The organism is Pseudomonas sp. StFLB209 (assembly GCF_000829415.1).
Lineage (GTDB): Bacteria > Pseudomonadota > Gammaproteobacteria > Pseudomonadales > Pseudomonadaceae > Aquipseudomonas.
Window position 1 is genome coordinate 882487 of the sequence record NZ_AP014637.1, and the last position, 25023, is coordinate 907509.

At 59.7% G+C, this 25023-nt stretch carries 25 protein-coding genes and 1 tRNA gene; 19 read left to right on the top strand and 7 right to left on the bottom strand.

What is annotated here, in order from left to right:
- Window positions 1–14: 14 nt before the first annotated feature.
- The 7 genes from phrB to PSCI_RS04155 are packed head-to-tail and all read left to right on the top strand — an operon-like array spanning window position 15 to window position 6420.
- The gene (gene phrB / locus PSCI_RS04125; RefSeq protein WP_045483173.1) at window positions 15–1454 is read left to right on the top strand and encodes a deoxyribodipyrimidine photo-lyase; all 1440 of its coding nucleotides are present in this window, start codon (window positions 15–17) and stop codon (window positions 1452–1454) included.
- Entirely contained in the window at window positions 1454–1876 is a 423-nt protein-coding gene (locus PSCI_RS04130) for a nuclear transport factor 2 family protein (RefSeq protein WP_045483176.1), read from the top strand. The genes phrB and PSCI_RS04130 overlap by 1 nt, the downstream gene beginning before the upstream one ends.
- Window positions 1873–2664 (top strand): SDR family NAD(P)-dependent oxidoreductase, encoded by a 792-nt coding sequence (locus tag PSCI_RS04135; protein ID WP_045483179.1) that lies wholly within the window; start codon window positions 1873–1875, stop codon window positions 2662–2664. Before PSCI_RS04130 ends, PSCI_RS04135 begins: the two co-directional genes overlap by 4 nt.
- Window positions 2661–3908 carry an NAD(P)/FAD-dependent oxidoreductase gene (locus tag PSCI_RS04140; protein WP_045483181.1) on the top strand — a complete coding sequence of 416 codons (1248 nt, stop codon included), beginning with the start codon at window positions 2661–2663 and terminating at the stop codon, window positions 3906–3908. The genes PSCI_RS04135 and PSCI_RS04140 overlap by 4 nt, the downstream gene beginning before the upstream one ends.
- Complete coding sequence (locus PSCI_RS04145; protein WP_045483184.1) at window positions 3905–4711, top strand: DUF1365 domain-containing protein; 807 nt, start codon at window positions 3905–3907, stop codon at window positions 4709–4711. The genes PSCI_RS04140 and PSCI_RS04145 overlap by 4 nt, the downstream gene beginning before the upstream one ends.
- Window positions 4692–5960: an SAM-dependent methyltransferase gene (locus PSCI_RS04150; RefSeq protein WP_045483188.1), complete on the top strand. Its 1269-nt coding sequence runs from the start codon at window positions 4692–4694 to the stop codon at window positions 5958–5960. Before PSCI_RS04145 ends, PSCI_RS04150 begins: the two co-directional genes overlap by 20 nt.
- Window positions 5953–6420, top strand: a complete 468-nt coding sequence (locus PSCI_RS04155; RefSeq protein WP_045483191.1) for a DUF2878 domain-containing protein — start codon at window positions 5953–5955, stop codon at window positions 6418–6420. The genes PSCI_RS04150 and PSCI_RS04155 overlap by 8 nt, the downstream gene beginning before the upstream one ends.
- 116 nt (window positions 6421–6536) lie before the next feature.
- Here PSCI_RS04155 and PSCI_RS04160 read toward each other — a convergent pair whose 3' ends face one another.
- From PSCI_RS04160 to hemA, 6 genes are all read right to left on the bottom strand, one after another.
- Window positions 6537–7055, bottom strand: coding sequence for an acyloxyacyl hydrolase (locus tag PSCI_RS04160; RefSeq protein ID WP_045493787.1), 519 nt, complete (start codon window positions 7053–7055; stop codon window positions 6537–6539).
- A 115-nt stretch (window positions 7056–7170) separates the two neighbouring features.
- Window positions 7171–7986, bottom strand: coding sequence for a glutamate racemase (gene murI, locus PSCI_RS04165; protein ID WP_045483194.1), 816 nt, complete (start codon window positions 7984–7986; stop codon window positions 7171–7173).
- Window positions 7983–8729 (bottom strand): molybdopterin-synthase adenylyltransferase MoeB, encoded by a 747-nt coding sequence (locus PSCI_RS04170; protein ID WP_162484332.1) that lies wholly within the window; start codon window positions 8727–8729, stop codon window positions 7983–7985. The genes murI and PSCI_RS04170 overlap by 4 nt, the downstream gene beginning before the upstream one ends.
- Window positions 8723–9556 (bottom strand): peptide chain release factor N(5)-glutamine methyltransferase, encoded by an 834-nt coding sequence (gene prmC / locus PSCI_RS04175; RefSeq protein ID WP_045483200.1) that lies wholly within the window; start codon window positions 9554–9556, stop codon window positions 8723–8725. Before prmC ends, PSCI_RS04170 begins: the two co-directional genes overlap by 7 nt.
- Window positions 9557–10639 (bottom strand): peptide chain release factor 1, encoded by a 1083-nt coding sequence (gene prfA, locus PSCI_RS04180; protein ID WP_045483203.1) that lies wholly within the window; start codon window positions 10637–10639, stop codon window positions 9557–9559. It abuts the gene before it with no gap.
- Window positions 10636–11913, bottom strand: a complete 1278-nt coding sequence (gene hemA, locus PSCI_RS04185) for a glutamyl-tRNA reductase (protein WP_045483205.1) — start codon at window positions 11911–11913, stop codon at window positions 10636–10638. Before hemA ends, prfA begins: the two co-directional genes overlap by 4 nt.
- 214 nt (window positions 11914–12127) lie before the next feature.
- Between hemA and PSCI_RS04190 the strand changes: the two genes are divergently transcribed.
- From PSCI_RS04190 to ychF, 8 genes are all read left to right on the top strand, one after another.
- Window positions 12128–13855, top strand: a complete 1728-nt coding sequence (locus tag PSCI_RS04190) for a tetratricopeptide repeat protein (RefSeq protein ID WP_045483208.1) — start codon at window positions 12128–12130, stop codon at window positions 13853–13855.
- 208 nt (window positions 13856–14063) lie between these two features.
- Window positions 14064–14681: a lipoprotein insertase outer membrane protein LolB gene (gene lolB / locus PSCI_RS04195; RefSeq protein ID WP_045483211.1), complete on the top strand. Its 618-nt coding sequence runs from the start codon at window positions 14064–14066 to the stop codon at window positions 14679–14681.
- Window positions 14682–14685: 4 nt separating this feature from the next.
- Entirely contained in the window at window positions 14686–15534 is an 849-nt protein-coding gene (gene ispE, locus PSCI_RS04200) for a 4-(cytidine 5'-diphospho)-2-C-methyl-D-erythritol kinase (protein ID WP_045483214.1), read from the top strand.
- A gap of 39 nt (window positions 15535–15573) precedes the next feature.
- Window positions 15574–15648, top strand: a tRNA-Gln gene (locus PSCI_RS04205).
- A 45-nt stretch (window positions 15649–15693) separates the two neighbouring features.
- Window positions 15694–16635 (top strand): ribose-phosphate pyrophosphokinase, encoded by a 942-nt coding sequence (locus PSCI_RS04210; RefSeq protein ID WP_002552145.1) that lies wholly within the window; start codon window positions 15694–15696, stop codon window positions 16633–16635.
- A 139-nt stretch (window positions 16636–16774) separates the two neighbouring features.
- On the top strand, window positions 16775–17371 hold the full coding sequence (locus PSCI_RS04215) for a 50S ribosomal protein L25/general stress protein Ctc (protein WP_045483216.1): 597 nt from the start codon (window positions 16775–16777) through the stop codon (window positions 17369–17371).
- Between the two features lie 190 nt (window positions 17372–17561).
- Complete coding sequence (gene pth / locus PSCI_RS04220) at window positions 17562–18143, top strand: aminoacyl-tRNA hydrolase (protein WP_045483219.1); 582 nt, start codon at window positions 17562–17564, stop codon at window positions 18141–18143.
- Between the two features lie 165 nt (window positions 18144–18308).
- Window positions 18309–19409, top strand: coding sequence for a redox-regulated ATPase YchF (ychF, locus tag PSCI_RS04225; protein WP_045483222.1), 1101 nt, complete (start codon window positions 18309–18311; stop codon window positions 19407–19409).
- Between the two features lie 475 nt (window positions 19410–19884).
- Here ychF and PSCI_RS04230 read toward each other — a convergent pair whose 3' ends face one another.
- On the bottom strand, window positions 19885–20472 hold the full coding sequence (locus PSCI_RS04230) for a TetR/AcrR family transcriptional regulator (protein ID WP_045483225.1): 588 nt from the start codon (window positions 20470–20472) through the stop codon (window positions 19885–19887).
- Window positions 20473–20637: 165 nt separating this feature from the next.
- Between PSCI_RS04230 and PSCI_RS04235 the strand changes: the two genes are divergently transcribed.
- From PSCI_RS04235 to PSCI_RS04250, 4 genes are all read left to right on the top strand, one after another.
- Window positions 20638–21738 (top strand): alkene reductase, encoded by a 1101-nt coding sequence (locus PSCI_RS04235; RefSeq protein WP_045483228.1) that lies wholly within the window; start codon window positions 20638–20640, stop codon window positions 21736–21738.
- A gap of 52 nt (window positions 21739–21790) precedes the next feature.
- On the top strand, window positions 21791–22573 hold the full coding sequence (locus tag PSCI_RS04240; RefSeq protein ID WP_045483231.1) for an SDR family NAD(P)-dependent oxidoreductase: 783 nt from the start codon (window positions 21791–21793) through the stop codon (window positions 22571–22573).
- Between the two features lie 219 nt (window positions 22574–22792).
- Window positions 22793–23791 (top strand): NADP-dependent oxidoreductase, encoded by a 999-nt coding sequence (locus PSCI_RS04245; protein ID WP_045483234.1) that lies wholly within the window; start codon window positions 22793–22795, stop codon window positions 23789–23791.
- Window positions 23792–23940: 149 nt separating this feature from the next.
- Window positions 23941–24948 (top strand): aldo/keto reductase, encoded by a 1008-nt coding sequence (locus PSCI_RS04250; protein ID WP_045483237.1) that lies wholly within the window; start codon window positions 23941–23943, stop codon window positions 24946–24948.
- Window positions 24949–25023 lie beyond the last annotated feature (75 nt).

The following is a 25023-nucleotide window of genomic DNA, read 5'->3' on the forward strand; positions in this document are numbered from 1 at the left end:
CCTGAGGACTTTTCATGCAACTGCTCTGGCTGCGCAGCGACTTGCGCGTACATGACAACACTGCCCTGAACGCTGCGATGGCTAAAGGCCCGACTGTGGCGCTGTTCCTGCTCAGCCCTGCCCAATGGCAGCGCCATGACGATGCCGGCTGCAAAGTGGATTTCTGGCTACGCAACCTGGTCGAGCTGGAAAAAGCCTTGGGCAAGTTGAATGTACCGCTGCTGATTCGCCAGGCCGATACCTGGGACAAGGCGCCGCAGGTGCTGCTCAAGTTGTGCGAAGAACTCAAGATCGAGGCCGTGCACGCCAACGAGGAATATGGCGTCAATGAGAGCAGCCGCGACCAGGCGGTGCGCCAGGCGCTGGAAAAAGCCGATATCGGCTGGCACAGCCACCTGGACCAGTTGCTGTTCCCGCCGGGCAGCGTTCTGACCAAAAGCGGGCAGTATTTTCAGGTCTATAGCCAGTTCCGCAAGGTGTGTTACGCACGCCTGCACACCTCGATCCCCCAGCCGCAGCGCCTGCACAAGGCGCAGCCGCCGTTGCAGATCAGCAGCGATGCAGTGCCGGACCAGGTCAAGGGCTTCGACACCCCCTCGCAGGCACTGCGCGAGCTATGGCCGGCCGGCGAGGCCGAAGCCCGGCGGCGGCTTGACCAGTTCAGTGACGAGCAAATTCACTACTATCTGAGCGAGCGCGACTTTCCGGCCAAGCCTGGCACCAGTCAGCTCTCGGCGTATCTTGCCGCCGGGGTAATTTCCCCCCGCCAGTGCCTGCATGCCGCGCTTAACAGCAACCAGGGTGAGTTCGAGAGCGGTAACGAAGGCAGCGTCACCTGGATCAACGAATTGCTGTGGCGCGAGTTCTACAAGCACACCCTGGTGGGTTACCCGCGGGTGTCCAGGCACCGCGCCTTCCGCCTGGAAACCGAAGCCCTGCGCTGGCGCAACGCGCCCAGGGATCTTGAAGCCTGGCAGCAGGGCCGCACCGGGATACCTATCATTGATGCGGCGATGCGCCAATTGCTGGAAACCGGCTGGATGCACAATCGCCTGCGCATGGTCGTGGCAATGTTTCTGACCAAGAACCTGCTGATCGACTGGCGCGAGGGCGAGCGGTTTTTCATGCGTCATCTGATCGACGGCGATCTGGCCGCCAATAACGGCGGCTGGCAGTGGAGTTCGTCCACCGGCACTGATTCGGCGCCGTACTTCCGTATTTTCAACCCGCTGTCGCAGTCAGAGAAATTCGACCCCGAGGGCCGCTTTATCAAACAGTGGTTGCCGGAGCTGGCCGGGCTGAACAAAAAAGAGGTGCATAACCCCTCGGCGGCAGGCGGCCTGTTTGGCGTGCAAGGCTACCCACAACCGATTGTCGACCTGAGCGCCAGCCGCACCCGCGCCCTGGAGGCATTCAAGAATCTTCCTCACCGGCAGGTCAGCCAGGAGCATTGATGAGCGATTTCCTCCAGCAGTTCGCCCACGGCTTTGCGGCGCTGAACAAAGACAACCTCGACCGCCTTGGCCAGTTGTACAGCGAGGACGTGTGCTTCAGCGACCCGTTGCACAACCTGCAGGGGCTGGGACAGATGCGCGAGTATTTCGACCAGTTGTACGCCAATGTCAGCGAGCTGAGCTTTGACTTTCATGGCTTCGATGAAGTGCGCCCCGGCGCCGGTTATCTGCTGTGGACCATGCATTACCGGCATCCGCGCCTGGAAGGCGGCAAGCTGCTGCAGGTCGAAGGCTGCTCGCATCTGCTGTGGCACGACAAGGTGTATCGCCACCGCGATTACTTCGACGCCGGCGCCCTGCTTTATGAACACCTGCCAGTGCTGGGCGGGGTGATTGGCTGGTTGAAGCGGAGGCTGGCATGAAGCGGCGTGTCTGGTTGACCGGTGCCAGCAGCGGCATCGGCCATGCGTTGGCGGTGCAACTGCTGCAAGACGGCCACCAGTTGGCCTTGACCGCGCGCAACGTCGAGCCGCTGGAGGCATTGGCGCGGCGCTTTCCCGGCCAGACGCTGCTGGTGCCCGGTGACCTTACCGATGCCGCCCAGGTAAAGGCGATGGGTGAGCGTATCCAGCAGCACTGGGGCGCGCTGGACAGCGCCATCCTCAACGCCGGCACCTGTGAATACCTCGAGACGTCCAGCTTCGACGCCCGTCTGGTGGAACGGGTGATCCGCACCAACCTGATCGCCACCAGCCTGTGTATTCAGGAGGCGCTGCCGCTGTTACGTCAGGGCCAGCGGCCGCATCTGGTCGGTGTCGCCAGCGCGGTAACCTTTCTGGCCCTGCCAAGGGCCGAAGCTTATGGCGCGTCCAAGGCCGGCCTGCGCTACCTGCTCGAATCGCTGCGCGTCGACCTGGCCCATGAGCAGATTGACGTCACCGTGGTCAGCCCAGGTTTTGTCGACACGCCACTGACTGCCCGTAATGACTTCCCGATGCCGATGCGCTGGTCGGTCGAAAAAGCCGCACGGCACATTGCCCAGCGCCTGCAACGGCCCCGCCGCCCACTGGAAATCGCCTTTCCGTGGCTGTTTATCTTCAGCCTGCGGCTGCTCGGGTTGCTGCCGGCCCGCCTGCGTCTGATGCTGGGCAAACGCATGGCCCGGCCAGCCGCCTCGCCCTCTTCGTCTGAGAATAAGGACATTCAATGAAAATTGCCGTGATCGGCTCTGGTATTTCCGGCCTGACCTGCGCCTGGCTGCTTGACCGCCGCCATGAAGTGACGGTCTTCGAAGCCTCCAGCTGGATCGGCGGGCACACTCACACAGTGGATGTGCAGGTCGGCGGCCGTGATTACGCCATCGATACCGGCTTCATTGTGTTCAACGACTGGACTTACCCGAACTTCATCCGCCTGCTCGGCCAGTTGGGCGTGGCTTATCAACCGGCAGAAATGAGTTTTTCGGTGCATGACCCGAAAACCGCCACCGAATACAACGGTAATAACCTCAACAGCCTGTTCGCCCAGCGCAGCAACCTGCTGTCGCCGGCGTTCTGGGGCATGCTGCGCGACATTCTGCGGTTCAATCGCGAGGCCATTGCCGACCTGGAGCAACAGCGGATCGCCGCCGACACCACGCTGGGCGAGTACCTGCGCGCCAAGGGCTATGGCACGCGCTTTATCGAGCACTACATCGTGCCCATGGGCTCGGCGATCTGGTCGATGTCGCTCAACGAGATGCTCGGCTTTCCGTTGCAGTTCTTTGTGCGTTTCTTCAAGAACCACGGTTTGTTATCGGTGACAGATCGTCCGCAGTGGCAAGTCATCCAAGGCGGCTCGCGCAGCTACATCGAGCCCCTGACCGCCCGTTTTCGTGAGCGGATCCGCCTGGACTGCCCGGTCCAGCGTGTCGAGCGCGACGATGGCGGGGTGACCGTGCACAGCGCCGCCGGCATTGAGCGGTTCGATCAGGTGGTGTTTGCCTGTCATAGCGACCAGGCGCTGCAAATGCTGGCCGCACCGACCGCGGCCGAGCAGCAGATCCTTGGCGCCCTGCCCTATGCCGAGAACGACGTGGTGCTGCACACCGACACCCGCCTGCTGCCCGACCGCCGCCTGGCCTGGGCCAGCTGGAACTACCGGCTCGGCGGCGACCCGCAGCAGATGGCTGCGGTCACCTACAACATGAACATCCTGCAAGGGCTGCACAGCGACACCACGTTCTGCGTCAGCCTCAACCAGACGAGCGCCATCGATCCGGCGAAGATCCTCGGCCGCTACCGCTACGCCCACCCGCAATACAGCCTGGCCGCCGTAGCGGCGCAAGCACGCTGGGCCGAACTCAAAGGTGCCAACCACAGCTGGTATTGCGGCGCCTACTGGGCCAACGGGTTTCATGAGGACGGCGTCAGCAGCGCGCTGCGGGTGGCCGAAGCCTTTGGGGAAACGTTGTGAACAGCGCCCTGTACAGCGGCTGGATCGCCCACCGGCGCTTCGTGCCGCGCGGGCATCAGTTTCGCTACCGGATCGGGCTGCTGTACCTGGACCTCGACGAGCAGGACGCGGTACTCGGCCTTTCCCCGCTGGCCGGCAAGCGGCGCTTGATGCCGTTCTCGTTCCGCGAAACCGATTACCTCAAGGCCTGGACCGGCCGCGGCGTACCGCTGATCGATGCGGTACGCGAGCGCGTCGCAGAGGCGCTGGGCAAAGTGCCCGACGGGCGCATCTGCCTGCTGACCCAGGCGCGCAGTTGGGGCCTGGCGTTCAACCCGGTGAGTTTCTTCTATTGCCATGACCGCAACGGCGCCTTGCAAGCGATTCTCTGTGAAGTCAGCAATACGCCCTGGCGTGAGCGTTATCACTATGTACTCCCGGCTCAGGGTACGGGGCATCAACAGTTTGCCGTGGCGAAGGCCTTTCATGTCTCGCCGTTCATGCCCCGCGATCTGGAATACCGCATGAAATTCAGCCCGGCCGGCGAACGCCTGGGCGTACATATGGCCGACTGGCAAGGCGAACAGAAGGTCTTTGATGCAACCTTGACCCTGCAACGCCAGGCGCTCAGCCGCAGTGCCCTGCACCGCTACCTGCTGGCCTTTCCATGGATGACCGCCAAAACCTGCCTGGCCATCTACTGGCAAGCCCTGCGCCTGCTGCTCAAACGGATCCCGATTGTCGACCATCAACCTGCCGAAGGCGATTACCGCACGGCCACAACGCCTCCCAAGGAAAGACCTCATGAAAAGCCTCAGCAGTAGTTTTTCCGCGTCACGGACCACCTATGGCCTGACCGCAGGTCTGTTGCGCAAGGGCGTACTGCGCCAGTTGGGTAACTTGCGTCAGGGCCAACTGGTGATCGTCGAAGGCAATGAGCGTCAGGTATTCGGCCGCGCCGGCGCGTTGCTGCAAGGCGAGATTCAGGTGCTCGACAGCGCGCTCTGGGGCATGGTCGCCAGCAATGGCTCGATTGGTGCCGCCGAGGCGTTTATCCACGGCTATTGGACCACCCCGGACCTTACCGCCGTGGTACGCATCTTCGTCAGCAACCTCGATGTGCTGGACGCCATGGAAGGTGGGCTTGCGCGCCTGACCCGACCACTGTTGCATGGCCTGCACTGGCTCAACCGCAATACCCGCCAGGGCTCGCGGAAAAACATCGAGGCGCATTACGATCTGGGCAACCGGCTGTTCGAACAGTTTCTCGACCCGACCATGATGTACTCGGCGGCGCAGTTTCGCAGCGCCGACGACACTCTGGAACAGGCGCAGCTCAACAAGCTGGAGCGCATCTGCCAGAAGCTTGACCTCAAGCCCGAAGATCATCTGCTGGAGATCGGCACCGGCTGGGGCAGCATGGCGATCTATGCCGCGCAGCACTACGGCTGCCGGGTGACCACCACCACCCTGTCCAAAGAACAGTTCGCCTATACCGAACAGCGCCTGATTGATCTGGGCCTGCAGGACCGGGTGACCCTGCTGCTGGAGGACTACCGCGACCTGAGCGGCGAGTACGACAAGCTGGTGTCCATCGAGATGATCGAAGCCGTGGGCCACCGCTTTTTGCCTACCTATTTCAAGCAATGCGCCAGCCTGCTCAAGCCCGACGGGCTGATGTTGCTGCAGGCGATTACCATCCGCGAACAACGCTACGAGCAGGCACGGCGCAATGTGGACTTTATCCAGCGCTATATATTTCCCGGCGGCGCGCTGCCTTCGGTACACAAGATGCTGGAAATCGTCGGCAGCGACACCGACATGAATCTGCTGCACATGGAAGATTTCGGTCTGCACTACGCCCGAACCCTGCGCCTGTGGCACGACAACTTCCGCCAGGCCCACGCCCAGTTGAAAGAACTCGGCTACGACGATTACTTCCTGCGCCTATGGGAATTCTACCTGTGCTACTGCGAGGGCGGCTTTATCGAACGAACCATCGGCACCGCACAACTGCTGCTGGCCAAGCCACAGGCACAACGCTCGCCACTGCTCGGCAAACTTGATGCGTGACAAGCTCATCAACGGGCTGCTGTTCCAGGCGGGCTGGTTCGCCTGTGTGCTGGGCTGGTTGTGGCTGGCGGCGCTGATTCTGGGCGTGCACATTCTGCGTCACGGGCAAATACGCCTGCTGCTCAGCGTAATGCTGTTCGGCACCTTGCTCGACAGCGCCCTGACCTGGCTTGGGGTGTTCGATTTCAGTACGGGCAGCCAATGGATACCGCTCTGGCTGATGCTGCTCTGGGCACTACTGGGCACGACCTTGAACCACTGCCTGGCCTGGACAGCAAAGCCGTGGTGGCTGGGGAGCTTGTTGGGTGCAGTGAGCGGGCCACTGTCGTATTACGCCGGGGCGCAACTGGCGGGGGTGGGGTTGCCGCTGGGGCTGTGGCCGAGCCTGTTGCTGCTGGCCGCAATCTGGGCGGTAGTGTTGCCGTTGCTACATGGGCTGGCGCGGCGTGTTCGCGGTTGAAGCGGTTCGCTGCCCGGCTGTTACGGGGTTGCGTGTAAACCCCGCAGGAGCGGCTTCAGCCGCGAAAGCTTTCGCAGCTGAAGCTGCTCTCCTACAGAACCGGGCAACGGGCGGTATCAGAACGGCAGCTTGTAATGCAGCGCGTAGCTTTCAATCCCGTCGTTCGGCTGTTTGAGGCCGGCGTTGGAGTAATGAGTGGCGCGGATGCCCACTTCATGACCACCGGCAAAACGCAGGCCGAAGCCGATGCGGTCTTCAAAGTTGAACGAACTGCCCAGCTTGTTACCTTCGATCTGGGTATTGGAGAAGCCCGCAATACCAATACCGGCCTCAATGTAAGGCTTGACGCTGTTGCCGGCGAATTCATACACAAACACTGGCGAGAACGACAGCGAGTGGTTGTCCTTGTATTTGTCACCGTCCCAGAACGTATAGGCCGCATCCCAGTAACCGGTCAGGCGGCCGACATCGCTTTGCAGCCAGCTCTTGTCCCAATCGAACTGCACGCCCAACCGATAGGTCATGGTCGACTCACCGGTATAACCCACGGAGAACTCCGCACCATCAGCCTGTGCAACGCAAACCTGCCCCATCATGGCAGCTGCAAACACAGCCACGCTAAAAAGTCGTTTCATCAGAAACATCCCTGAATAATCACGCCGTTATAGTTTTTTGAAGCTTGCAGACCGGTAAATAGAAATCTGTAACCAAACATTAGTTCAGTCGCGCCAACAGAATTTCACATTTTTTTTACAAGTTGAAGCTTTGCACACTGTCGGCGCTTTTCCATAGGGTAGGTAAGATTTTTCTGAAATTGTCCGAATCGCCACTGGTCCAGAACCGGGTTGGCCGAGCCGGCCCCTGCGCCGTCAGCTCACGCTGCTCCAGCAGGCGCTGCAACTGGCGGGCAACCGCAGCCCCGGTGTCGATCAGGCTGATGTGCGCTGGCAGCATCTGGCGCAGCAGCGGTTTGAGAAACGGGTAGTGGGTACAGCCCAGAATCAGAGTGTCACAACCTTGTCCCAGCAGCGGCTCGACATAGCGCTGCAGCAGCCGGGTAATGGCCGGGCCATGCAGCTCGCCGGTTTCGATCAGCTCCACCAGTCCGGGGCACGGCTGGGTCACGACCCGCACATCCCCGGCAAAGCGGTCGAGCAAGGCGGCGAATCGAGCACTCTGCAACGTACCGGTGGTCGCCAGCACCCCCACCACGCCACTGCGGGTCGCGGCGGCCGCCGGTTTGACGGCAGGCTCCATGGCCACCAGCGGCCAGTCCGGGTAGCGCTCACGCAGTTGCGCAGCAGCGGCGGCAGTGGCCGTGTTACACGCCAGCACCAGCGCCTTGGCGCCCTGGGCATGGAAAAAACCGGCGATGCTCATGCAGCGCTGGACAATGAACTCGGGGCTTTTCTCGCCGTAGGGCACATGCCCGGCATCGGCAAGGTAATACAACGACTCGGCCGGCAACAGGCGGCGGATCTCGGCCAGCACCGACAGGCCGCCAACCCCGGAGTCGAACACCGCCACCGGCGCTTGGCGAGCATGGCTCATCTGCACCTCAGTCATGAACCACACACGGCACAAGCCGGATCACGGCGCACTTTCAGCTCGCGAAAGCGCGTGCCCAGCGCGTCGATCAACAACAACCGGCCGACCATCGGCTCGCCAAAGCCGGCCAATAGTTTCAGCGCCTCAAGGGCTTGCAGGCTGCCGACCAGCCCCACCAGCGGGCCGATGACCCCGGCTTCGCTGCAGGTCAGTTCGGTATCGCTGCCGTGGCCGTACAGGCAGTGGTAACACGGACTCTCGGCACGGCGTGGGTCAAATACCGAAAGCTGCCCTTCCTGACGAATCGCCGCCCCGCTGACCAGCGGTTTGCCGGCGGCGACACAGGCGGCATTGACCGCCTCGCGGGTGGAGAAGTTGTCGCAGCAATCGAGTACCAGATCGACCCCGGCGATTACGGCCGCCAGCGAATCGGCATCCAGTGCCTGACGATGCGGCACCAGCGTGACCAGCGGATTGATCGCCGCCAGCCGGGTCATTGCCGAGTCAACCTTGAGCACCCCGACACTGTGGCTATCGTGAATGACCTGGCGTTGCAGATTGGTCAGGTCGACGCTGTCGAAGTCCGCCAGATGCAACTCGCCGACCCCTGCCGCCGCCAGATACAGCGCCACCGGCGAGCCCAGCCCGCCCAGGCCGACGATCAGTACACGGCTGGCCTTCAGGCGCAACTGCCCATCGATATCCACGTGTTGCAGGAGAATCTGCCGGCTGTAACGCAGCAGCTCTTGGTCACTCAGCACGGCAGGCATCCGAAGCTGATGCGCTCGTGATCACCCAGATCGCGGCGGGTCTGTACGCGCTGATAGCCATGCTCGACCAGCAACTCGCGCACCGCAGCGCCCTGGTCATAGCCGTGTTCAAGCATCAACCAGCCAGCGGGGTTCAGATGCTCCACGGCCTGGGCAATGATCACCCGGATGTCATCCAGGCCATCGCCACCGGAGGTCAGCGCGCTGCTGGGTTCAAAGCGCACGTCGCCCTGGCTCAGGTGCGGATCGGTATCGGCGATATAAGGTGGATTGCTGATGATCAAATCGAAACGCTCATCACCCAGCGCCTTGAACCAATGACTCTGCACAATCCTGGCATTGTCCAGGTGCAGGCGCTGGCGATTGCGCTCGGCCAGCGCCACCGCTTCCGGTACGCGGTCGACAGCGGTAACCCGCCAGTTGCGCTTTTCATTGGCCAGCGCCAGGGCGATCGCACCGCTGCCGGTGCCCAGATCGAGCACACTGGCCGACGCGAAGGGCGGGACCTGCTCCAGAGCGGCCTCCACCAGCATCTCGGTTTCAGGACGCGGAATCAGCGTATGCGGCGCCACCTCCAGATCCAGCTTCCAGAAGCCTTGCTGGCCCAGGATATAGGCCACCGGCTCACCGCTGCGGCGGCGCTCCAGGTAACCCGAGAACGCCTGGGCCGCCTCGCTGCTGACGATCCGCTCTGGCCAGGTGTGCAGAAAGCTGCGCGGTTTGCCCAGTGCCGCTGCCAGCAGCAACTCGGCGTCCAGACGCGCCGTCGGAGAATCGGGAAGTTCAGCACTTCTTAACAGGCTGGCGATGATGGTCATTTATTCACCCAGTGCCGCGAGTTGGTCTGCCTGGTATTCGGCAAGCAATGGTTCTATCACTGCATCGACTCCACCGGCCAAAACTTCATCCAGCGAATACAAGGTGAGATTGATCCGATGGTCGGTCACCCGGCCTTGCGGATAGTTGTAGGTGCGAATGCGCTCGGAACGGTCGCCTGAGCCGACCAGCAGCTTGCGCTCGGTGGCAATGGCGTTGGCCGCCGCACTGCTTTGCATGTCGTTGAGTTTGGCAGACAACCACGACATTGCCCGGGCGCGGTTCTTGTGTTGCGAACGCTCTTCCTGGCACTCGACCACGATACCGGTAGGCAAGTGGGTGATGCGGATCGCCGAATCGGTCTTGTTGACGTGCTGACCACCGGCCCCCGAAGCACGGTAGGTGTCGACGCGCAATTCTGCCGGGTTGATCTCGATGGCCTGCTGTTCATCAGGCTCGGCGAGCACTGCCACGGTGCAGGCCGAGGTGTGGATGCGACCCTGGGATTCGGTTTCCGGCACGCGCTGGACACGGTGCGCACCGGACTCGAACTTGAGCTTGCCATAGACACTGTCGCCCTCGACGCGGGCAATGATTTCTTTGTAGCCGCCGTGCTCGCCTTCGTTCTCGGACAAAACCTCGACCCGCCAGCCACGCCGCTCGGCGTAACGCGAATACATCCGGAACAGGTCGCCGGAAAAAATCGCCGCCTCGTCACCGCCGGTGCCGGCGCGAATTTCCAGAAACACGTTACGCCCGTCGTTAGGGTCTTTGGGCAGCAACATGCGTTGCAGTTGCTCTTCGAGCGCCTGCAATTGCAGCTTGCCTTCGCGCACCTCTTCGACGGCCATTTCACGCATGTCCGGGTCGCTGTCCTTGAGCAGCGCCTGGGCGCCGTCAAGATCAGCCAGCACCTTCAGACGCTGCTTATAGGTCTCGATGACCGGCTCCACTTCGGCGTACTCACGCGAATAGGCACGGAATTTGGTCTGGTCGCTGATGACTTCCGCGTCGCCGAGCAGCGCGGTCAGTTCCTCGAACCGGTCGTTGAGCACGTCCAGCTTATTGAGCAGTGAAGCTTTCATTGCGGGGATTTATCCGTCGAGCCCTCACCGAGGGCGAATAGTTCCTGGGCCATGGCCAGCGCATCGAGGCGGCCTTCGGCAGACAGCTTCTTGAGCTGCACACTTGGCGCATGCAGCAGCTTGTTGGTCAGGCCACGGGCCAGTTGCACAAGGATTTCCTCGGCATTACCGCCATTGGCCAGCAGGCGCTGGGCCTTGCTCAGTTCTTCATCGCGCAGGCGTTCGCTCTGCTGACGATAGGCCTTGAGCACATCGACCGCCGCCAGTTCGCGCAGCCGTGACATGAACTCTTCGGCACCGACCTCGACCAGCGCTTCGGCGGCCAGCGCGGCGCCCTGGCGTGACTTGAGGTTTTCCGCGACCACTTCGTGCAGGTCGTCGACGGTATACAGGTAGACGTCGTCCAGCTCACCGACCTGAGCCTCGATATCCCGTGGTACGGCGATATCGACCATGAAGATCGGCTTGTGCTTGCGCAGCTTCAGTGCACTTTCAACCGCGCCCTTGCCCAGAATCGGCAACTGACTGGCGGTGGAACTGATGACGATATCGCTGTTGACCAGTTCGGCCGGGATATCCGAAAGCAGCACCGCATGGGCGCCGAACTCGGCGGCCAGAATGCTGGCGCGCTCCAGGGTCCGGTTGGCGACCACGATACGTTTGACGCCCAGATCGCGCAGGTGGCGAGCAACCAGGGTGATGGTCTCGCCGGCGCCGATCAGCAACGCTTGGCTGCGTTGCAGGTCACTGAAGATCTGCTTGGCCAGGCTGACCGCAGCAAAGGCCACTGACACCGGGTTTTCACCAATGGCCGTGTCAGTACGCACCTGCTTGGCGGCGCTGAAGGTGGCCTGAAACAGCCGGCCGAGCAGCGGCCCCACCGTACCGGCCTCACGGGCCACGGCATAGGCGGATTTCATCTGGCCGAGAATCTGCGGCTCGCCCAGCACCAGCGAGTCGAGCCCGGAGGCGACGCGCATCATATGCCGTACGGCGGAATCATCCTGATGCACATAGGCACTCGCCTGTAACTCTTCGAGGCTAAGCTGGTGGTAACTGGCCAGCCAGCCCAGCACGGCGTCGGCGCTCAGGTGTTCATGGGCGATGTACAACTCGCTGCGGTTGCAGGTCGACAGGATTGCTGCTTCGCTGCTGTCAGTCAGGCGGCAGAGCTGTTGCAGGGCCTCAACCAACTGCTCAGGCGTAAATGCCACGCGCTCGCGCACGTCTACTGAGGCAGTCTTATGGTTGATACCAAGTGCAAGGAAGGCCATTCAGGGTCGCTGGTGGTGACGTGAAGCCAGCAATTGTCCTACTTAGCCAGGATTAGAACAACCACCGTAGATTATTGTCCCACTAGAAATCCGGCCAATTGCCCCTGAAATACCGGCACCGGCGGGGGCTCCGGTTTTTTAAAGCCGCTGTGGGTTTTGCCGACAGCCTTGTGTCATGATGGTCCAAACCGCAGGTAAGCCGCCTCTCTTATATATGAATAAATCCCCCGCGTTGTTCCTCGCCCTCGTCATGCTCGGCGGATGTCAGTCTTTGGCTCCGGTCGACACACCTTCGGCGCAGGCCCAGAAAGAACCGACCCCGGCACCGGCTGAAAAGCCGGTGGTGTACGGCTCGTTCACCCAGGAGACGATGTACAGCCTGCTGGTGGCCGAACTGGCTGGGCAACGCAATCGCTTCGATATTGCCCTGGACAACTACGTGTCCCAGGCGGCGACCACCCAAGATCCGGCCGTCTCCGAACGCGCTTTTCGTATCGCAGAATACGTCGGTGCCGATGACGCGGCGCTGGATACCGCACTGATCTGGGCGCGCAATAACCCGGAAAATCTCGAGTCGCAACGCGCAGCCGCCATTCAACTGGCCCGCGCCGGTCGTTACGACGACTCGATGCGTTATATGGAGCGGGTTCTGCAGGGGCAGGGCGACACGCATTTCGATTTCCTTGCGCTGGCGGCCGCCGAAACCGACTCCGACACTCGCAATGCACTGATCAAGAGCTTCGACCGGCTGCTGGCCAAATACCCCAACAATGGCCAACTGGTGTTCGGCAAGGCCCTGCTGCTGCAGCAGAACGGCGACTCTGAACAGTCGCTCAAGCTGCTTGAAGACAACCCGCCCAAAGACGGCGAGATTGCCCCGATCCTGTTGCGTACCCGCCTGCTGCAAAGCCTGGGGCGCGGCAAGGAAGGCTTATCGATCCTGGAAAAAAGCCTCAAGAAATACCCCGACGAGAAGCGCCTGCGCCTGACCTACGCGCGCATGCTGGTCGAACAGGACCGCATGACCGACGCCAAGGCGCAGTTCGCCAACCTGTTGCAGCAATACCCTGACGACGATGACCTGCGCCTGTCGCTGGCACTGGTGTGTCTGGAAGCCAAGGCCTGGGACGAAGCCGCCGGTTATCTCGAAGAACTGGTCGCCCGCGACGCCCATGTCGACACCGCGCACCTGAACCTGGGGCGTATCTTTGAAGAGCGTGACGACCCGCAAAGTGCCCTGGATGAATATGCGCAGGTAGGGCCGAGCCAGGAGTTTCTGCCGGCGCAGTTGCGCCAGGCCGATATCCTGATCAGCAATGGCAACGCTGCCGAGGCCTCGCGGCGCCTGAAAGAAGCGCGCGACAACCAGCCGGACTACGCCATCCAGCTGTACCTGATCGAGGCCGAGACCCAGACCGCCAACAATCATCCCGAGCGTGGCTGGCAGGTGCTCAACAGCGCACTGAAACAGTTCCCGGACGACATGAACCTGCTGTATACCCGAGCCATGCTCGCGGAAAAACGCGACAATCTGGCGCAGCTTGAAACCGACCTGCGGGCCATCCTCAAGCGCGACCCGGAAAACGCCATGGCGCTCAATGCGCTGGGCTACACCCTGGCCGATCGCACTACCCGCTATGAAGAAGCCAAGGCCCTGATCGAAAAAGCCCACATCATCAACCCTGATGACCCGGCCGTGCTCGACAGCCTCGGCTGGGTGAACTTCCGCCTCGGCAACCTCGAAGAAGCCGAGCGCCTGCTGCGCCTGGCACTGGAACGTTTCCCCGATCATGAAGTCGCCGCCCACCTGGGCGAAGTACTGTGGGCGCGTGGCAAAGAGCGCGAGGCGCGCCAGGTCTGGGCCAAAGCCTTTGAAGAGCAACCCGACAGCCCGGTTTTGCGCAGCACCGTGCAACGCCTGACCGGCTCCGAAAAACTCTGAACCCAAGGCTGAGGTGAACCTCGTAGGAGCGGCTTTAGCCGCGAAAGGCTTCGCAGCTAAAGCTGCTCCTACGAGGCCCCGTGTTTGCTACGCGACAGCGCGGCACCGGGGCGATAGACGAGTTCCTACCGTCGAATCAAGCTACATCACGGTTGGAACCGAACGCCGGCCAGTCGCTCCAGATCAATCTCATAACCCAGAGATGACTATGTTTTTACGCAATCTCATCGTATTTAGTTTCATCGCCCTGCTCGCCGGCTGCGCCGGTATTGGCTCGCGCGAAGCCCTGCAAGGCAAAGGCAACTCCCAGCAGTGGGGATTGCATAAACAACAGCTCAGCACCCTCGATGGCTGGCAGATCAACGGCAAGGTCGGCATTCGCGCGCCTAAAGATTCGGGCAGCGGCACGCTGTTCTGGCTGCAACGCCAGGATTACTACGATATCCGCCTGTCCGGCCCGCTGGGTCGCGGCGCGGCTCGTCTGACCGGCCGCCCTGGCAGCGTAGCCCTGGAAGTTGCCAACCAGGGGCGCTTCGAAGCGACCACCCCGGAAGGCCTGCTGGAGGAGCAACTGGGCTGGAAACTGCCAGTCTCGCATCTGGTCTGGTGGGTGCGCGGCCTGCCAGCACCGGAGACCAAGAGCCGCCTGACCCTGGATGACGACAGCCGACTGGCCAGCCTCGAACAAGACGGCTGGCAGGTCGAGTACCTCAGCTACATCGAGCAGAACGGCTTCTGGCTGCCCGAGCGGGTCAAGCTGCACGGCCAGGATCTGGACGTGACCCTGGTAATCAAAGACTGGCAACCACGCAAGCTGGGGCAGTAAACCAATGACTGACGCACCACTGTGGCTGCCCGCCCCGGCCAAGCTCAACCTGATGCTGCACATTCTCGGCCGCCGCGCCGACGGCTACCACCAGTTGCAGACCCTGTTTCAGTTCGTCGACTACGGTGACGAGCTGGGTTATGCACTGCGCGATGACGGCCAGATCATCCTCAACACCGAAATTCCCGGCGTGCCTCACGACAGCAATCTGATCGTGCGCGCCGCCCGCGCCCTGCAAGCGCAGTCCGGTTGCCCGCTGGGCATCGACATCTGGCTGGAGAAGCGCTTGCCCATGGGCGGCGGCATCGGCGGCGGCAGCTCCGACGCCGCCACCACCCTGCTCGCCTTGAACCACCTCTGGCAACTGGGCCTGGACCATGACGCGCTGGCAAAACTGGGCCTGAGCCTGGGCGCCGACGTGCCGGTGTTCGTCCGTGGTCACGCGGCATTTGCCGAAGGCGTGGGTGAAATCCTCACCCCCGTGGAACCCGACGAGCCCTGGTATCTGGTGGTTGTGCCACAAGTCTCTGTAAGTACAGTAGAAATATTTTCCGATCCATTGTTGACACGTGATTCCAAGCCCATTAAAGTGCGCCCCGTTCCCGAGGGAAACGGTCGAAATGACTGTCAGGCAGTGGTTGAAAGACGTTATCCAGAAGTACATAACGCCTTGAAATGGCTAGGTAAATACACCGAAGCCAAACTGACTGGAACTGGAGGTTGCGTGTTTGGGGCCTTCCCAAACAAAGCTGAAGCTGATAAAGTCTCGGCCCTTCTTTCAGATCCCCTTACAGGATTTGTAGCCAAAGGCAGCAACGTTTCGATGTTGCACCGCAAGCTACAGGGTCTTTAGAGGAACAGAGTGCCAGGCACTCGAGAGCACCACCACTACAGGGGCGTCGCCAAGCGGTAAGGCAGCAGGTTTTGATCCTGCCATGCGTTGGTTCGAATCCAGCCGCCCCTGCCATTTTCCTATCTCATCCAGGTTACTCACAGCCTCCAGGTACTGCGCGTGTCCAAGATGATGGTCTTTACGGGGAATGCCAACCCCGATCTGGCTCGGCGTGTTGTACGTCAGCTGCATATCCCTCTCGGTGACGTCTCTGTCGGTAAATTCTCCGACGGCGAGATCAGCACTGAGATCAATGAAAACGTTCGCGGTAAAGACGTCTTCATTATTCAGCCGACTTGCGCTCCGACCAACGATAACCTGATGGAACTCGTCGTGATGGCTGATGCCTTCCGCCGCTCCTCAGCATCGCGAATCACTGCTGTGATCCCCTACTTTGGTTATGCCCGCCAGGATCGCCGTCCGCGTTCCGCACGTGTGGCAATCAGTGCCAAGGTCGTCGCCGACATGCTCACCGTTGTGGGTATCGACCGCGTTCTGACCGTTGACCTGCATGCTGACCAGATCCAGGGCTTCTTCGATATTCCGGTAGATAACATCTACGGTTCGCCAGTTCTGGTGGACGATATCGAAGACCAGCGCTTCGAAAACCTGATGATCGTTTCCCCGGACATCGGCGGCGTCGTGCGTGCACGTGCTGTTGCCAAGTCGCTGGGTGTCGATCTCGGCATCATCGACAAACGCCGTGAGAAAGCCAATCACTCTGAAGTGATGCATATCATTGGCGACGTTGAAGGACGCACCTGCATCCTCGTCGACGACATGGTCGATACTGCCGGTACCCTGTGCCATGCAGCCAAAGCTCTGAAAGAGCACGGCGCGGCCAAGGTATTCGCCTACTGCACACACCCTGTGCTGTCGGGTCGGGCCATCGAAAACATTGAAAATTCCGTGCTCGACGAACTGGTGGTGACCAACACCATCCCGTTGTCTGCCGCAGCACAAGCCTGCAGCCGTATCCGTCAACTGGATATCGCGCCGGTGGTAGCTGAAGCGGTTCGCCGCATCAGCAATGAAGAATCGATCAGCGCGATGTTCCGCTAAGAGCCAACAGCTTTCAGCGTGCATCTCGTCGACGAAAAGCGCCCCGCCCTGGTCATCTGGCCAAGGCGGGGCTTTTTTGCCCATATCGCCTGACGCTGGTCGCAAACGTCAGGATGATTGGCTACTTTGGAGATCCAAAATGACTGATTTCAATCTGAATGCTGAAGCGCGTTCCGACCTGGGGAAAGGTGCGAGCCGCCGCCTGCGTCGTATCGCCAGCCTGGTTCCAGCTGTTGTCTACGGTGGCGACAAAGCCCCTGAGTCGATCAGCATCCTGGCTAAAGAACTGGCCAAACTGCTGGAAAACGAAGCGTCCTACGCTCACGTTATCGCCCTGAACGTTGGCGGCCAGAAACAAGACGTGGTCATCAAGGCCCTGCAACGTCACCCAGCCAAGGGTCACGTACTGCACGCTGACTTCGTTCGCGTTGTAGCTGGTCAAAAACTGACCGCTAAAGTACCGGTTCACTTCATCAACGAAGAAGCTCCGATCAAGAAAGGCGGCGAAATCTCGCACACTACCACTGAGCTGGAAGTGAGCGTTCTGCCGAAAGACCTGCCTGAGTTCATCGAAGTTGACCTGGGTAACGCCGAAATCGGCACCACTATCCACCTGTCCGACCTCAAAGCACCTAAAGGCGTTGAGTTCGTAGCACTGGCACACGGCACCGACCTGGCTATCGCCAACGTCCACGCGCCACGTGTAGCTGCTGAAGAAGAACCTGCTGCCGAGTAATTTCATTAGGGTGCCTCTAAAAACGTCGGCGAAGCAGCCAGTTTTAAGAGCTACCCGTTACCCGGTAACGCGCAGTTGTTCAGATAGCATCGTGATAAAACAGCGTTTACACCGGTAAATGAGCCCGTTTTGTCCACAGCCGCCTTAGAGCGGCGATGTTATCCACAGCTGTAAGAAGGAAGCCCCTGCAGTGACCGTAAAACTGATCGTTGGCCTGGGAAATCCAGGCGCCGAATACGAACAGACCCGGCATAACGCAGGGGCTTTTTTCGTCGAGCGTATTGCTCAGGCGCAACGGGTCAATCTCGTCGCCGAGCGCAAATTCTTTGGCCTGACCGGACGCTTCACGCATCAGGGTCAGGACGTTCGTCTGTTGATTCCCACCACCTACATGAACCGCAGCGGCCAGGCCGTGGCGGCACTCGCCGGCTTCTACCGTATCGGTATCGACGAGATCCTGGTGGCCCACGACGAACTCGACTTGCCGCCGGGCGTCGCCAAACTCAAGACGGGCGGCGGTCATGGCGGCCACAACGGCCTGCGCGACATCATTGCGCAAATGGCCAACCAGAACACATTTCATCGCCTGCGGCTCGGCATTGGCCACCCAGGGGATGCCAGCAAGGTGTCAGGGTTTGTCCTGGGTCGCGCGCCACGCGCCGAACAGGAAAAGCTCGACGCCAGTATCGACTTTGCCCTCGGCGTGCTGCCGGATATCCTTGCCGGCGACTGGAGCCGTGCGATGCGTACCCTGCACAGCCAAAAGGCCTGACAGGGGGAGTCTCTAAAAACGTAGGCGAGGCAGTCAGCGCAAGGCAAAAACAGGCGAACAAGCGCAGTTGACTGACGGTCAATGAGCATTGTGAGCCTGTTTTAACGCAGCGATGACAACGCAGGTAGTTTTTAGAGCCTCCCCCAAATAACTGAGGGGAACACCATGGGATTCAATTGCGGCATCGTAGGCCTGCCTAACGTCGGCAAGTCCACCCTGTTCAACGCCCTGACCAAGTCGGGCATCGCGGCAGAGAACTTTCCCTTCTGCACCATCGAGCCGAACAGCGGCATCGTACCAATGCCCGACGCGCGCCTGGCGGCCCTGGCAGCCATCGTCAACCCCAAGCGCATCCTGCCGACCACCATGGAATTCGTCGACATCGCAGGTCTGGTAGCCGGTGCCTCGAAAGGCGAAGGCCTGGGCAACAAGTTCCTGGCCAACATCCGTGAAACCGACGCCATCGCCCATGTGGTGCGCTGCTTCGAAGACGAGAACGTGATTCACGTTGCCAACAGCGTCGACCCCAAGCGTGACATCGAAATCATCGACCTGGAACTGATCTTCGCTGACCTCGACAGCTGCGAGAAGCAGGTCCAGAAAGTTGCCCGCAACGCCAAAGGCGGCGACAAAGACGCCGTGGCCCAGAAGGCCCTGCTGGAACAACTCATCGCCCACTTCACCGAAGGCAAGCCAGCGCGCAGCCTGATGAAGAACATGAGCAGCGACGAGAAAGCCGTGATCCGTGGCTTCCACCTGCTGACCAGCAAGCCAGTCATGTACATCGCCAACGTCGCTGAAGACGGCTTCGAGAACAACCCGTTTCTCGACGTCGTCAAAGCCATCGCCGAGGAAGAAGGCGCGGTAGTGGTGCCGGTGTGCAACAAGATCGAAGCCGAAATCGCCGAGCTGGACGAAGGCGAAGAGAAGGACGAATTCCTCGAAGCCCTGGGCCTGGAAGAACCTGGCCTGAACCGCGTCATCCGTGCCGGTTACGAGCTGCTGAACCTGCAGACCTACTTCACCGCCGGCGTGGAAGAAGTACGTGCCTGGACCGTGCGGGTCGGCGCTACTGCGCCGCAGGCGGCCGGTGTGATTCACACCGACTTCGAGAAAGGCTTCATTCGCGCCGAGTGCGTGGCGTATGCCGACTTCATTCAGTTCAAGGGTGAGGCTGGGGCTAAAGAGGCTGGCAAATGGCGCCTGGAAGGCAAGGATTACATCGTTAAAGACGGTGACGTGCTGCACTTCCGCTTTAACGTTTGATGTTCAGCCCCGTGGAGTGACACGCGGCTTGATGCAATGACCAAACCCCCGGTTCGCGTTGGCGACCGGGGGTTTTGTTTTTTTGCCGCAAAGCGTTATTGCACTAGTGGCTGTTGACGTTTCAGCGCAGGCCGCGTTGCAGCGCCAAATCGTGTCAGGCGAGGCGAAGGACGCAGGAAATGGTCGCTCCCTTTTCAAGTCCTTCAACGACGCATGGCGCGATTTGGGGCGCAACCCGCAGGGCCGTGGCTGTTTTGTCACACACACTTCAACAGACTGAAGCCTATGCAGGCCGACAAAACAGACCTCGGCGCGGTTGTGATGAAACGTCATCAGCCCCTAGACCCAGCGCATGCAGACACCGCACTCAACAGCGCCGACAAAGTTTCCACACCCAGATCCATCACGACCCGGCCAGTAGCGACTGCCCGTGCGGCTGCACCTTCAAGCGAATCAGCGAGGACGTGGGCAATGCTCAGACGCCACTTTGTTTATTCGCTGGCAAAGATGCAATTATGTCGGCACGGCAAGTTTCCAGTATTTCATCCGCGAGAGCCGAGTCATCCGGACACGCCCGAGACAGGATGACCGCACCGACTGCATGGGCCAGCAGGTCGATCATTCTCGCCCTGGCGTCCTGCTGCGGCGCATCCAGACCTGCCTGAAATTTTTCCTCAAGCGCTGCCAGCATCTTTTCAACGCCAACGGCAAAGGTCGCCTTCAATTGCTCTGATTGGCGAGCCGCGTCACCGCACAGCGCTGCCATCGTACAGCCCTCACCCCGTCCGTCTCGATGACCCCGAGAAACGTACCTGTTTACGAAACCTGCAACATCAAGGTCGCGGGTACGGTCAAGCGATTGCGAAAGGCTATTTTCAGCGGCTTCAGCCATCAGATCAGCCTTGGAACCGAAGTGCTTGTAAAAGCCCCCCTGAGTAAAGCCAGCAGTGGCCATCAGCTCCGTCACACCGACCCCATCGTATCCACGCTCACGAAACAGCTCTGAAGCCGTATCCACAATGCGAGCCCGGTTGGCGAGTGATTGCGTCTTGGTGATCTTCATTGCGCACTCCTGAGCCTGGCAAACATAGGCCGCACTATACTCTGATGTCGATCATAATCAAAACAGTTGACACTTTTGATTACGATCGACATCATAAAAGCCAGCAGCATATCTTTGCCTCCTGGGCGCAGATGGCGGTCCTTGATCAACGAGTATGGAATCAATATGAACGACAAGACCTTGTTTGAGCCCTACACCCTTGGCTCACTGACGCTTTCCAACAGACTCGTCATGGCGCCGCTGACGCGAAACCGCGCTGGGGCGGGTTTTGTGCCGCAGCAGCTCACTGCAACCTACTACGCGCAACGAGCGTCCGCAGGCCTGCTGATTGCTGAGGCCACTCAGATCTCACAGCAAGGACAGGGCTATCAAGATACGCCCGGTATCTATACAGCGGCGCAGATAGAGGGATGGCGCGCTGTGACCGAAGCAGTTCACGCCGAAGGAGGACGCATTTTCCTGCAGTTGTGGCATGTCGGGCGCGTTTCTCATGTTGATCTTCAGCAAAACGGTGCAGCGCCAGTAGCGCCTTCTGCCCTTCAGGCCTCGACGAAAGTCTTCGTCAACAACGGCTTCGCCGATGCCTCAGTCCCTCGGGCCCTGGATATCGAAGAGTTGCCCGGGATCGTTAATGACTTTCGCCAAGCGGCAAAAAACGCCATCACTGCGGGGTTTGACGGCGTAGAGATCCACGGCGCCAACGGCTATTTGCTGGATCAGTTCCTGAAAGATGGCGCCAATGTTCGTACTGACGCCTACGGTGGCTCGGTTGAAAACCGTGCACGCCTGCTGCTCGAAGTCACTGATGCCGTGCTCAGCGAGATCGGTGCTGAACGAACCGGAATTCGTATCTCTCCAGTGTCACCTGCCAATGGCGTTTCAAGCAGCGATCCGCAAGCTCAGTTCGACTACCTCGTTGACCAACTCAACGCCCGAAGCCTGGTTTACCTGCACGTGGTCGAAGGTGCGACTGGCGGCCCCCGTGACGTCGCCCCCTTTGATTTTGGCTCCCTGCGCCAGCGCTTCAAAAATACCTACATCGCCAACAACGGCTATGACATTAACCTGGCGACTTCCCGACTCAACGATGACAAGGCCGATCTGATCGCCTTCGGACGTCCGTTTATTGGCAACCCGGATTTGGTAGAGCGACTCAAGACTGATGCCGCTTTGTCCGCATTCGACCCTGCCACTCTGTATGGCGGAGGTGCAGCCGGCTACATCGACTACCCGACGCTTGCAGAATCCCGCGATGCGCACAACTGAACAACCTCAAACACTGAATCGTTAATCGACGTCCATTCAAGAGCATCTATTTATGAGCATCTCTGAAACCGTACTTATTACTGGCGCCTCTACAGGCATTGGCGCAACTTACGCCGAGCGCTTTGCCCAGCGCGGGCACAACCTGGTACTGGTTGCCCGCGACAAAAGCCGATTAGACGTACTGTCGGCCCGTCTGCGTGAGAAATACAGCGTTGTGGTTGACGTGATTCAGGCTGACCTGACTCAGACCAGCGAACTGGCAACCGTAGAAGCGCGTCTGCGTGAAGACGCTCGCATCGGGATTCTTGTGAATAACGCGGGAGCCGCCCAATCAGGCAGCTTCGTTGATCAATCCACCGACAGCATTGCCAACCTGGTCGCCCTCAACACGACCGCACTGGTCCGACTCTCCAGCGCTATCGCCCCTCGGCTCGCGCAAGCCGGTAGTGGTGCGATTATCAACATTAGCTCGGTCGTCGGGCTGGCACCGGAATATGGGATGGCGGTCTACGGTGCGACCAAGGCGTTTGTGCTGTTTCTCTCGCAAGGGCTGAACCTCGAACTCTCACCCAAAGGTGTGTACGTCCAGGCCGTACTGCCAGCCGCGACCCGTACAGAGATCTGGGAACGTGGAGGCTACGACATCAATACCATCAGCGAAATAATGGAAGTCGCAGACCTGGTCGATGCCGCACTGGTTGGTTTTGATCGCCGCGAACCGGTGACCATTCCACCTCTGCAAGAAGGCGCTCGTTGGGATGCCCTACAGGCTGCCCGCCAAGGCTTACTGTCAGATATCCGCCAATCCGCAGTCGCCGAACGCTACAAAAACTGAGGTGCGATTGTCATGCAGCAAACGTTCATATGTTGCTCTAAAGACCGAGCGTTTGCTGCGCATTGTCCCCTCTTGCCAATCTGACTCTGGATTGGACACGCTGCGCAAATGATCACTGAAGCCAACAACAATCTCTCTTGGACGCCTGAGCAAGCACCTCAAGACGCGTTGGTGCCACTGGCCGGCGCGCCGCTTTCTGCCACTAAGGGTTGAATAATCATGAAGGCTTTTTTTATCAAGCAATACGGCAAGCGCAGTGGCAGTATCGGTGAGTTACCGGAGCCAAAAGTAGGCGCCAACGACGTTCTGGTGCAAATAAAGGCCACCAGCATAAATCCTCTGGACGCCAAGATCAGATCAGGGGAATTCAAACAGATTCTTCCCTACACATTCCCTCTGATATTGGGAAATGATTTGGCTGGCGTTGTGGTTCGTGTTGGGCCTGGTGTTCGCCAGTTCAAACCTGGCGACGAAGTCTATGCACGGCCTGCGCAAGATCGAATCGGGACATTTGCCGAGCTTATTTCTGTCGACCAGGACTCGTTAGCTCTGAAGCCTCACAACATCAATATGGAGCAAGCGGCGTCATTGCCTCTAGTTGCGCTGACGGCATGGCAAGTGCTGGTTGAAACTGCCCAATTGAAGAAAGGCCAAAAGGTGCTCATCCATGCAGGGTCTGGAGGCGTAGGTAGCGTTGCCATTCAGCTTGCCAGGCATCTGGGTGCTTTCGTTGCCACGACGACAAGCACGCCGAATGTTGAGTGGGTAAAAGCACTCGGGGCTGACATCGTTATTGACTACAAAAAGCAGGATTTCGAGACTGCCCTGAATGACTATGACGTTGTAGTTAACAGCCTGGATCCGGTTGTTCTCAAAAAGTCGGTGAATTGCCTCAAGCCGGGAGGTCTGCTCGTATCGATCTCCGGGCCACCAACTCCTGAGTTTGGCGATGCACAAGGTTTGTCTTGGCCGATCAAACAGATCCTGCGCTTGCTTAGTTTCAGGATCCGGAAAATTTCACACGCAGCCGGGGTCAAATATTCATTCGTTTTCATGCGCGCCAATGGCGCGCAACTGAAAGAAATCACGTCGCTGGTTGAATCGGGCGCCATCAAACCGGTTATCGACAAAGTCTACCCATTTACATCGATCGCTGACGCACTCACGTATGTCGAACAGGGAAGAGTCAAGGGAAAAGTCGTGATTAACCTTGCGTAACCCGGAGTGGGCGAGGATCCAGAAATGGGCCGTAGAAACATCGAAACATCGGGCTCAGTCGTGGGAATGCCAGATGAAGCTTTTTACCGGCAGCGGCAGCCGCAGCGTTCGTGGACTCAAGTGCATCAACATCCCATGTGGAGATAACTATGAACTACCAAACGTTCGGCAATACAGGGCTGCGTGTCTCAGAACTCGCACTCGGCACAGGCAACTTCGGTACTGGCTGGGGCTATGGCGCAGATCCCGACTCCAGTGCGGCGATCTTCAACGCTTACGCAGAGGCCGGTGGCAACTTCATCGACACCGCAGATATCTATCAATTTGGCCAGTCCGAGGAGTTGCTCGCAACGCTGCTTGAGGGACGACGCGACGACTTCGTGCTAGCCACGAAATTCACCAACGGTGCGGCAGCCAGCCCTAACAGGCTTGCGACAGGTAACAGCCGTCGTGCTTTGGTGAGCTCGGCAGAAGCGAGCCTGAGACGTCTTAAAACAGACCGGATCGACATTTACTGGGCCCATCACCCAGACGGTGTAACTCCGGTGGAAGAAATTGTCAGAGGCTTCGAGGATTTGGCACGCGCAGGGAAGATTCTGTACGCGGGCCTGTCCAACTTTCCGGCGTGGCGACTTTCCCGAGCCGTCACGTTAGCCGAGCTCACCCATGCGTTGCCTATTGCAGCGGCTCAATTCGAGCACAGCCTGGTCCACCGTGAGCCCGAAGCTGATCTGTTCCAGGCTTCATATGCTCTGGGTCTTGGCATCGTGACGTGGTCGCCGTTAGGCGGAGGCATGCTGACCGGTAAATATCGACAAGGCGAAAAGGGTCGTGCCGAAGGTTTCGGTGGCAAAGTATTTCAAGCTGAAAACTCCCCTCAGCGCAGCTTGATCCTGGATACAGTTCTGGAGATTGCAGGTGAAATCGGCGTCAGTGCTGGCCAGGTTGCGATTGCATGGGCTGGCACCCACGGGTCGATTCCAATCATAGGGCCGCGCTCCAAGCAGCAACTTACCGACAACCTGGGCGCATTGTCTGTGAACCTCACACATGAACAAATTTGCAAGCTCGATGCGGTCAGCAGCGTGGTTCCTTGCGCGCCGTTGAGGCTGTCAGGGTATGAAGCGGACCGGTCTCGCGCAAGGGTCGTTGCTTGAGGTAATGGGAAAGTAACCGCAGGCCCGGCCAAGCCTCCGTGTTTTGGCCGATCCCGAACGCTCAAGGCAATCCAA

What these genes read in the sequence shown, in the direction of transcription:
- phrB (WP_045483173.1), top strand. Translation starts at nt 15, where the DNA reads ATGCAACTGCTCTGGCTGCGCAGCGACTTGCGCGTACATGACAACACT.
- PSCI_RS04130 (WP_045483176.1), top strand. Translation starts at nt 1,454, where the DNA reads ATGAGCGATTTCCTCCAGCAGTTCGCCCACGGCTTTGCGGCGCTGAAC.
- PSCI_RS04135 (WP_045483179.1), top strand. Translation starts at nt 1,873, where the DNA reads ATGAAGCGGCGTGTCTGGTTGACCGGTGCCAGCAGCGGCATCGGCCAT.
- PSCI_RS04140 (WP_045483181.1), top strand. Translation starts at nt 2,661, where the DNA reads ATGAAAATTGCCGTGATCGGCTCTGGTATTTCCGGCCTGACCTGCGCC.
- PSCI_RS04150 (WP_045483188.1), top strand. Translation starts at nt 4,692, where the DNA reads ATGAAAAGCCTCAGCAGTAGTTTTTCCGCGTCACGGACCACCTATGGC.
- PSCI_RS04155 (WP_045483191.1), top strand. Translation starts at nt 5,953, where the DNA reads ATGCGTGACAAGCTCATCAACGGGCTGCTGTTCCAGGCGGGCTGGTTC.
- PSCI_RS04160 (WP_045493787.1), bottom strand. Translation starts at nt 7,055, where the DNA reads ATGAAACGACTTTTTAGCGTGGCTGTGTTTGCAGCTGCCATGATGGGG.
- murI (WP_045483194.1), bottom strand. Translation starts at nt 7,986, where the DNA reads ATGACTGAGGTGCAGATGAGCCATGCTCGCCAAGCGCCGGTGGCGGTG.
- prmC (WP_045483200.1), bottom strand. Translation starts at nt 9,556, where the DNA reads ATGACCATCATCGCCAGCCTGTTAAGAAGTGCTGAACTTCCCGATTCT.
- prfA (WP_045483203.1), bottom strand. Translation starts at nt 10,639, where the DNA reads ATGAAAGCTTCACTGCTCAATAAGCTGGACGTGCTCAACGACCGGTTC.
- hemA (WP_045483205.1), bottom strand. Translation starts at nt 11,913, where the DNA reads ATGGCCTTCCTTGCACTTGGTATCAACCATAAGACTGCCTCAGTAGAC.
- PSCI_RS04190 (WP_045483208.1), top strand. Translation starts at nt 12,128, where the DNA reads ATGAATAAATCCCCCGCGTTGTTCCTCGCCCTCGTCATGCTCGGCGGA.
- lolB (WP_045483211.1), top strand. Translation starts at nt 14,064, where the DNA reads ATGTTTTTACGCAATCTCATCGTATTTAGTTTCATCGCCCTGCTCGCC.
- ispE (WP_045483214.1), top strand. Translation starts at nt 14,686, where the DNA reads ATGACTGACGCACCACTGTGGCTGCCCGCCCCGGCCAAGCTCAACCTG.
- PSCI_RS04215 (WP_045483216.1), top strand. Translation starts at nt 16,775, where the DNA reads ATGACTGATTTCAATCTGAATGCTGAAGCGCGTTCCGACCTGGGGAAA.
- ychF (WP_045483222.1), top strand. Translation starts at nt 18,309, where the DNA reads ATGGGATTCAATTGCGGCATCGTAGGCCTGCCTAACGTCGGCAAGTCC.
- PSCI_RS04230 (WP_045483225.1), bottom strand. Translation starts at nt 20,472, where the DNA reads ATGAAGATCACCAAGACGCAATCACTCGCCAACCGGGCTCGCATTGTG.
- PSCI_RS04235 (WP_045483228.1), top strand. Translation starts at nt 20,638, where the DNA reads ATGAACGACAAGACCTTGTTTGAGCCCTACACCCTTGGCTCACTGACG.
- PSCI_RS04240 (WP_045483231.1), top strand. Translation starts at nt 21,791, where the DNA reads ATGAGCATCTCTGAAACCGTACTTATTACTGGCGCCTCTACAGGCATT.
- PSCI_RS04245 (WP_045483234.1), top strand. Translation starts at nt 22,793, where the DNA reads ATGAAGGCTTTTTTTATCAAGCAATACGGCAAGCGCAGTGGCAGTATC.
- PSCI_RS04250 (WP_045483237.1), top strand. Translation starts at nt 23,941, where the DNA reads ATGAACTACCAAACGTTCGGCAATACAGGGCTGCGTGTCTCAGAACTC.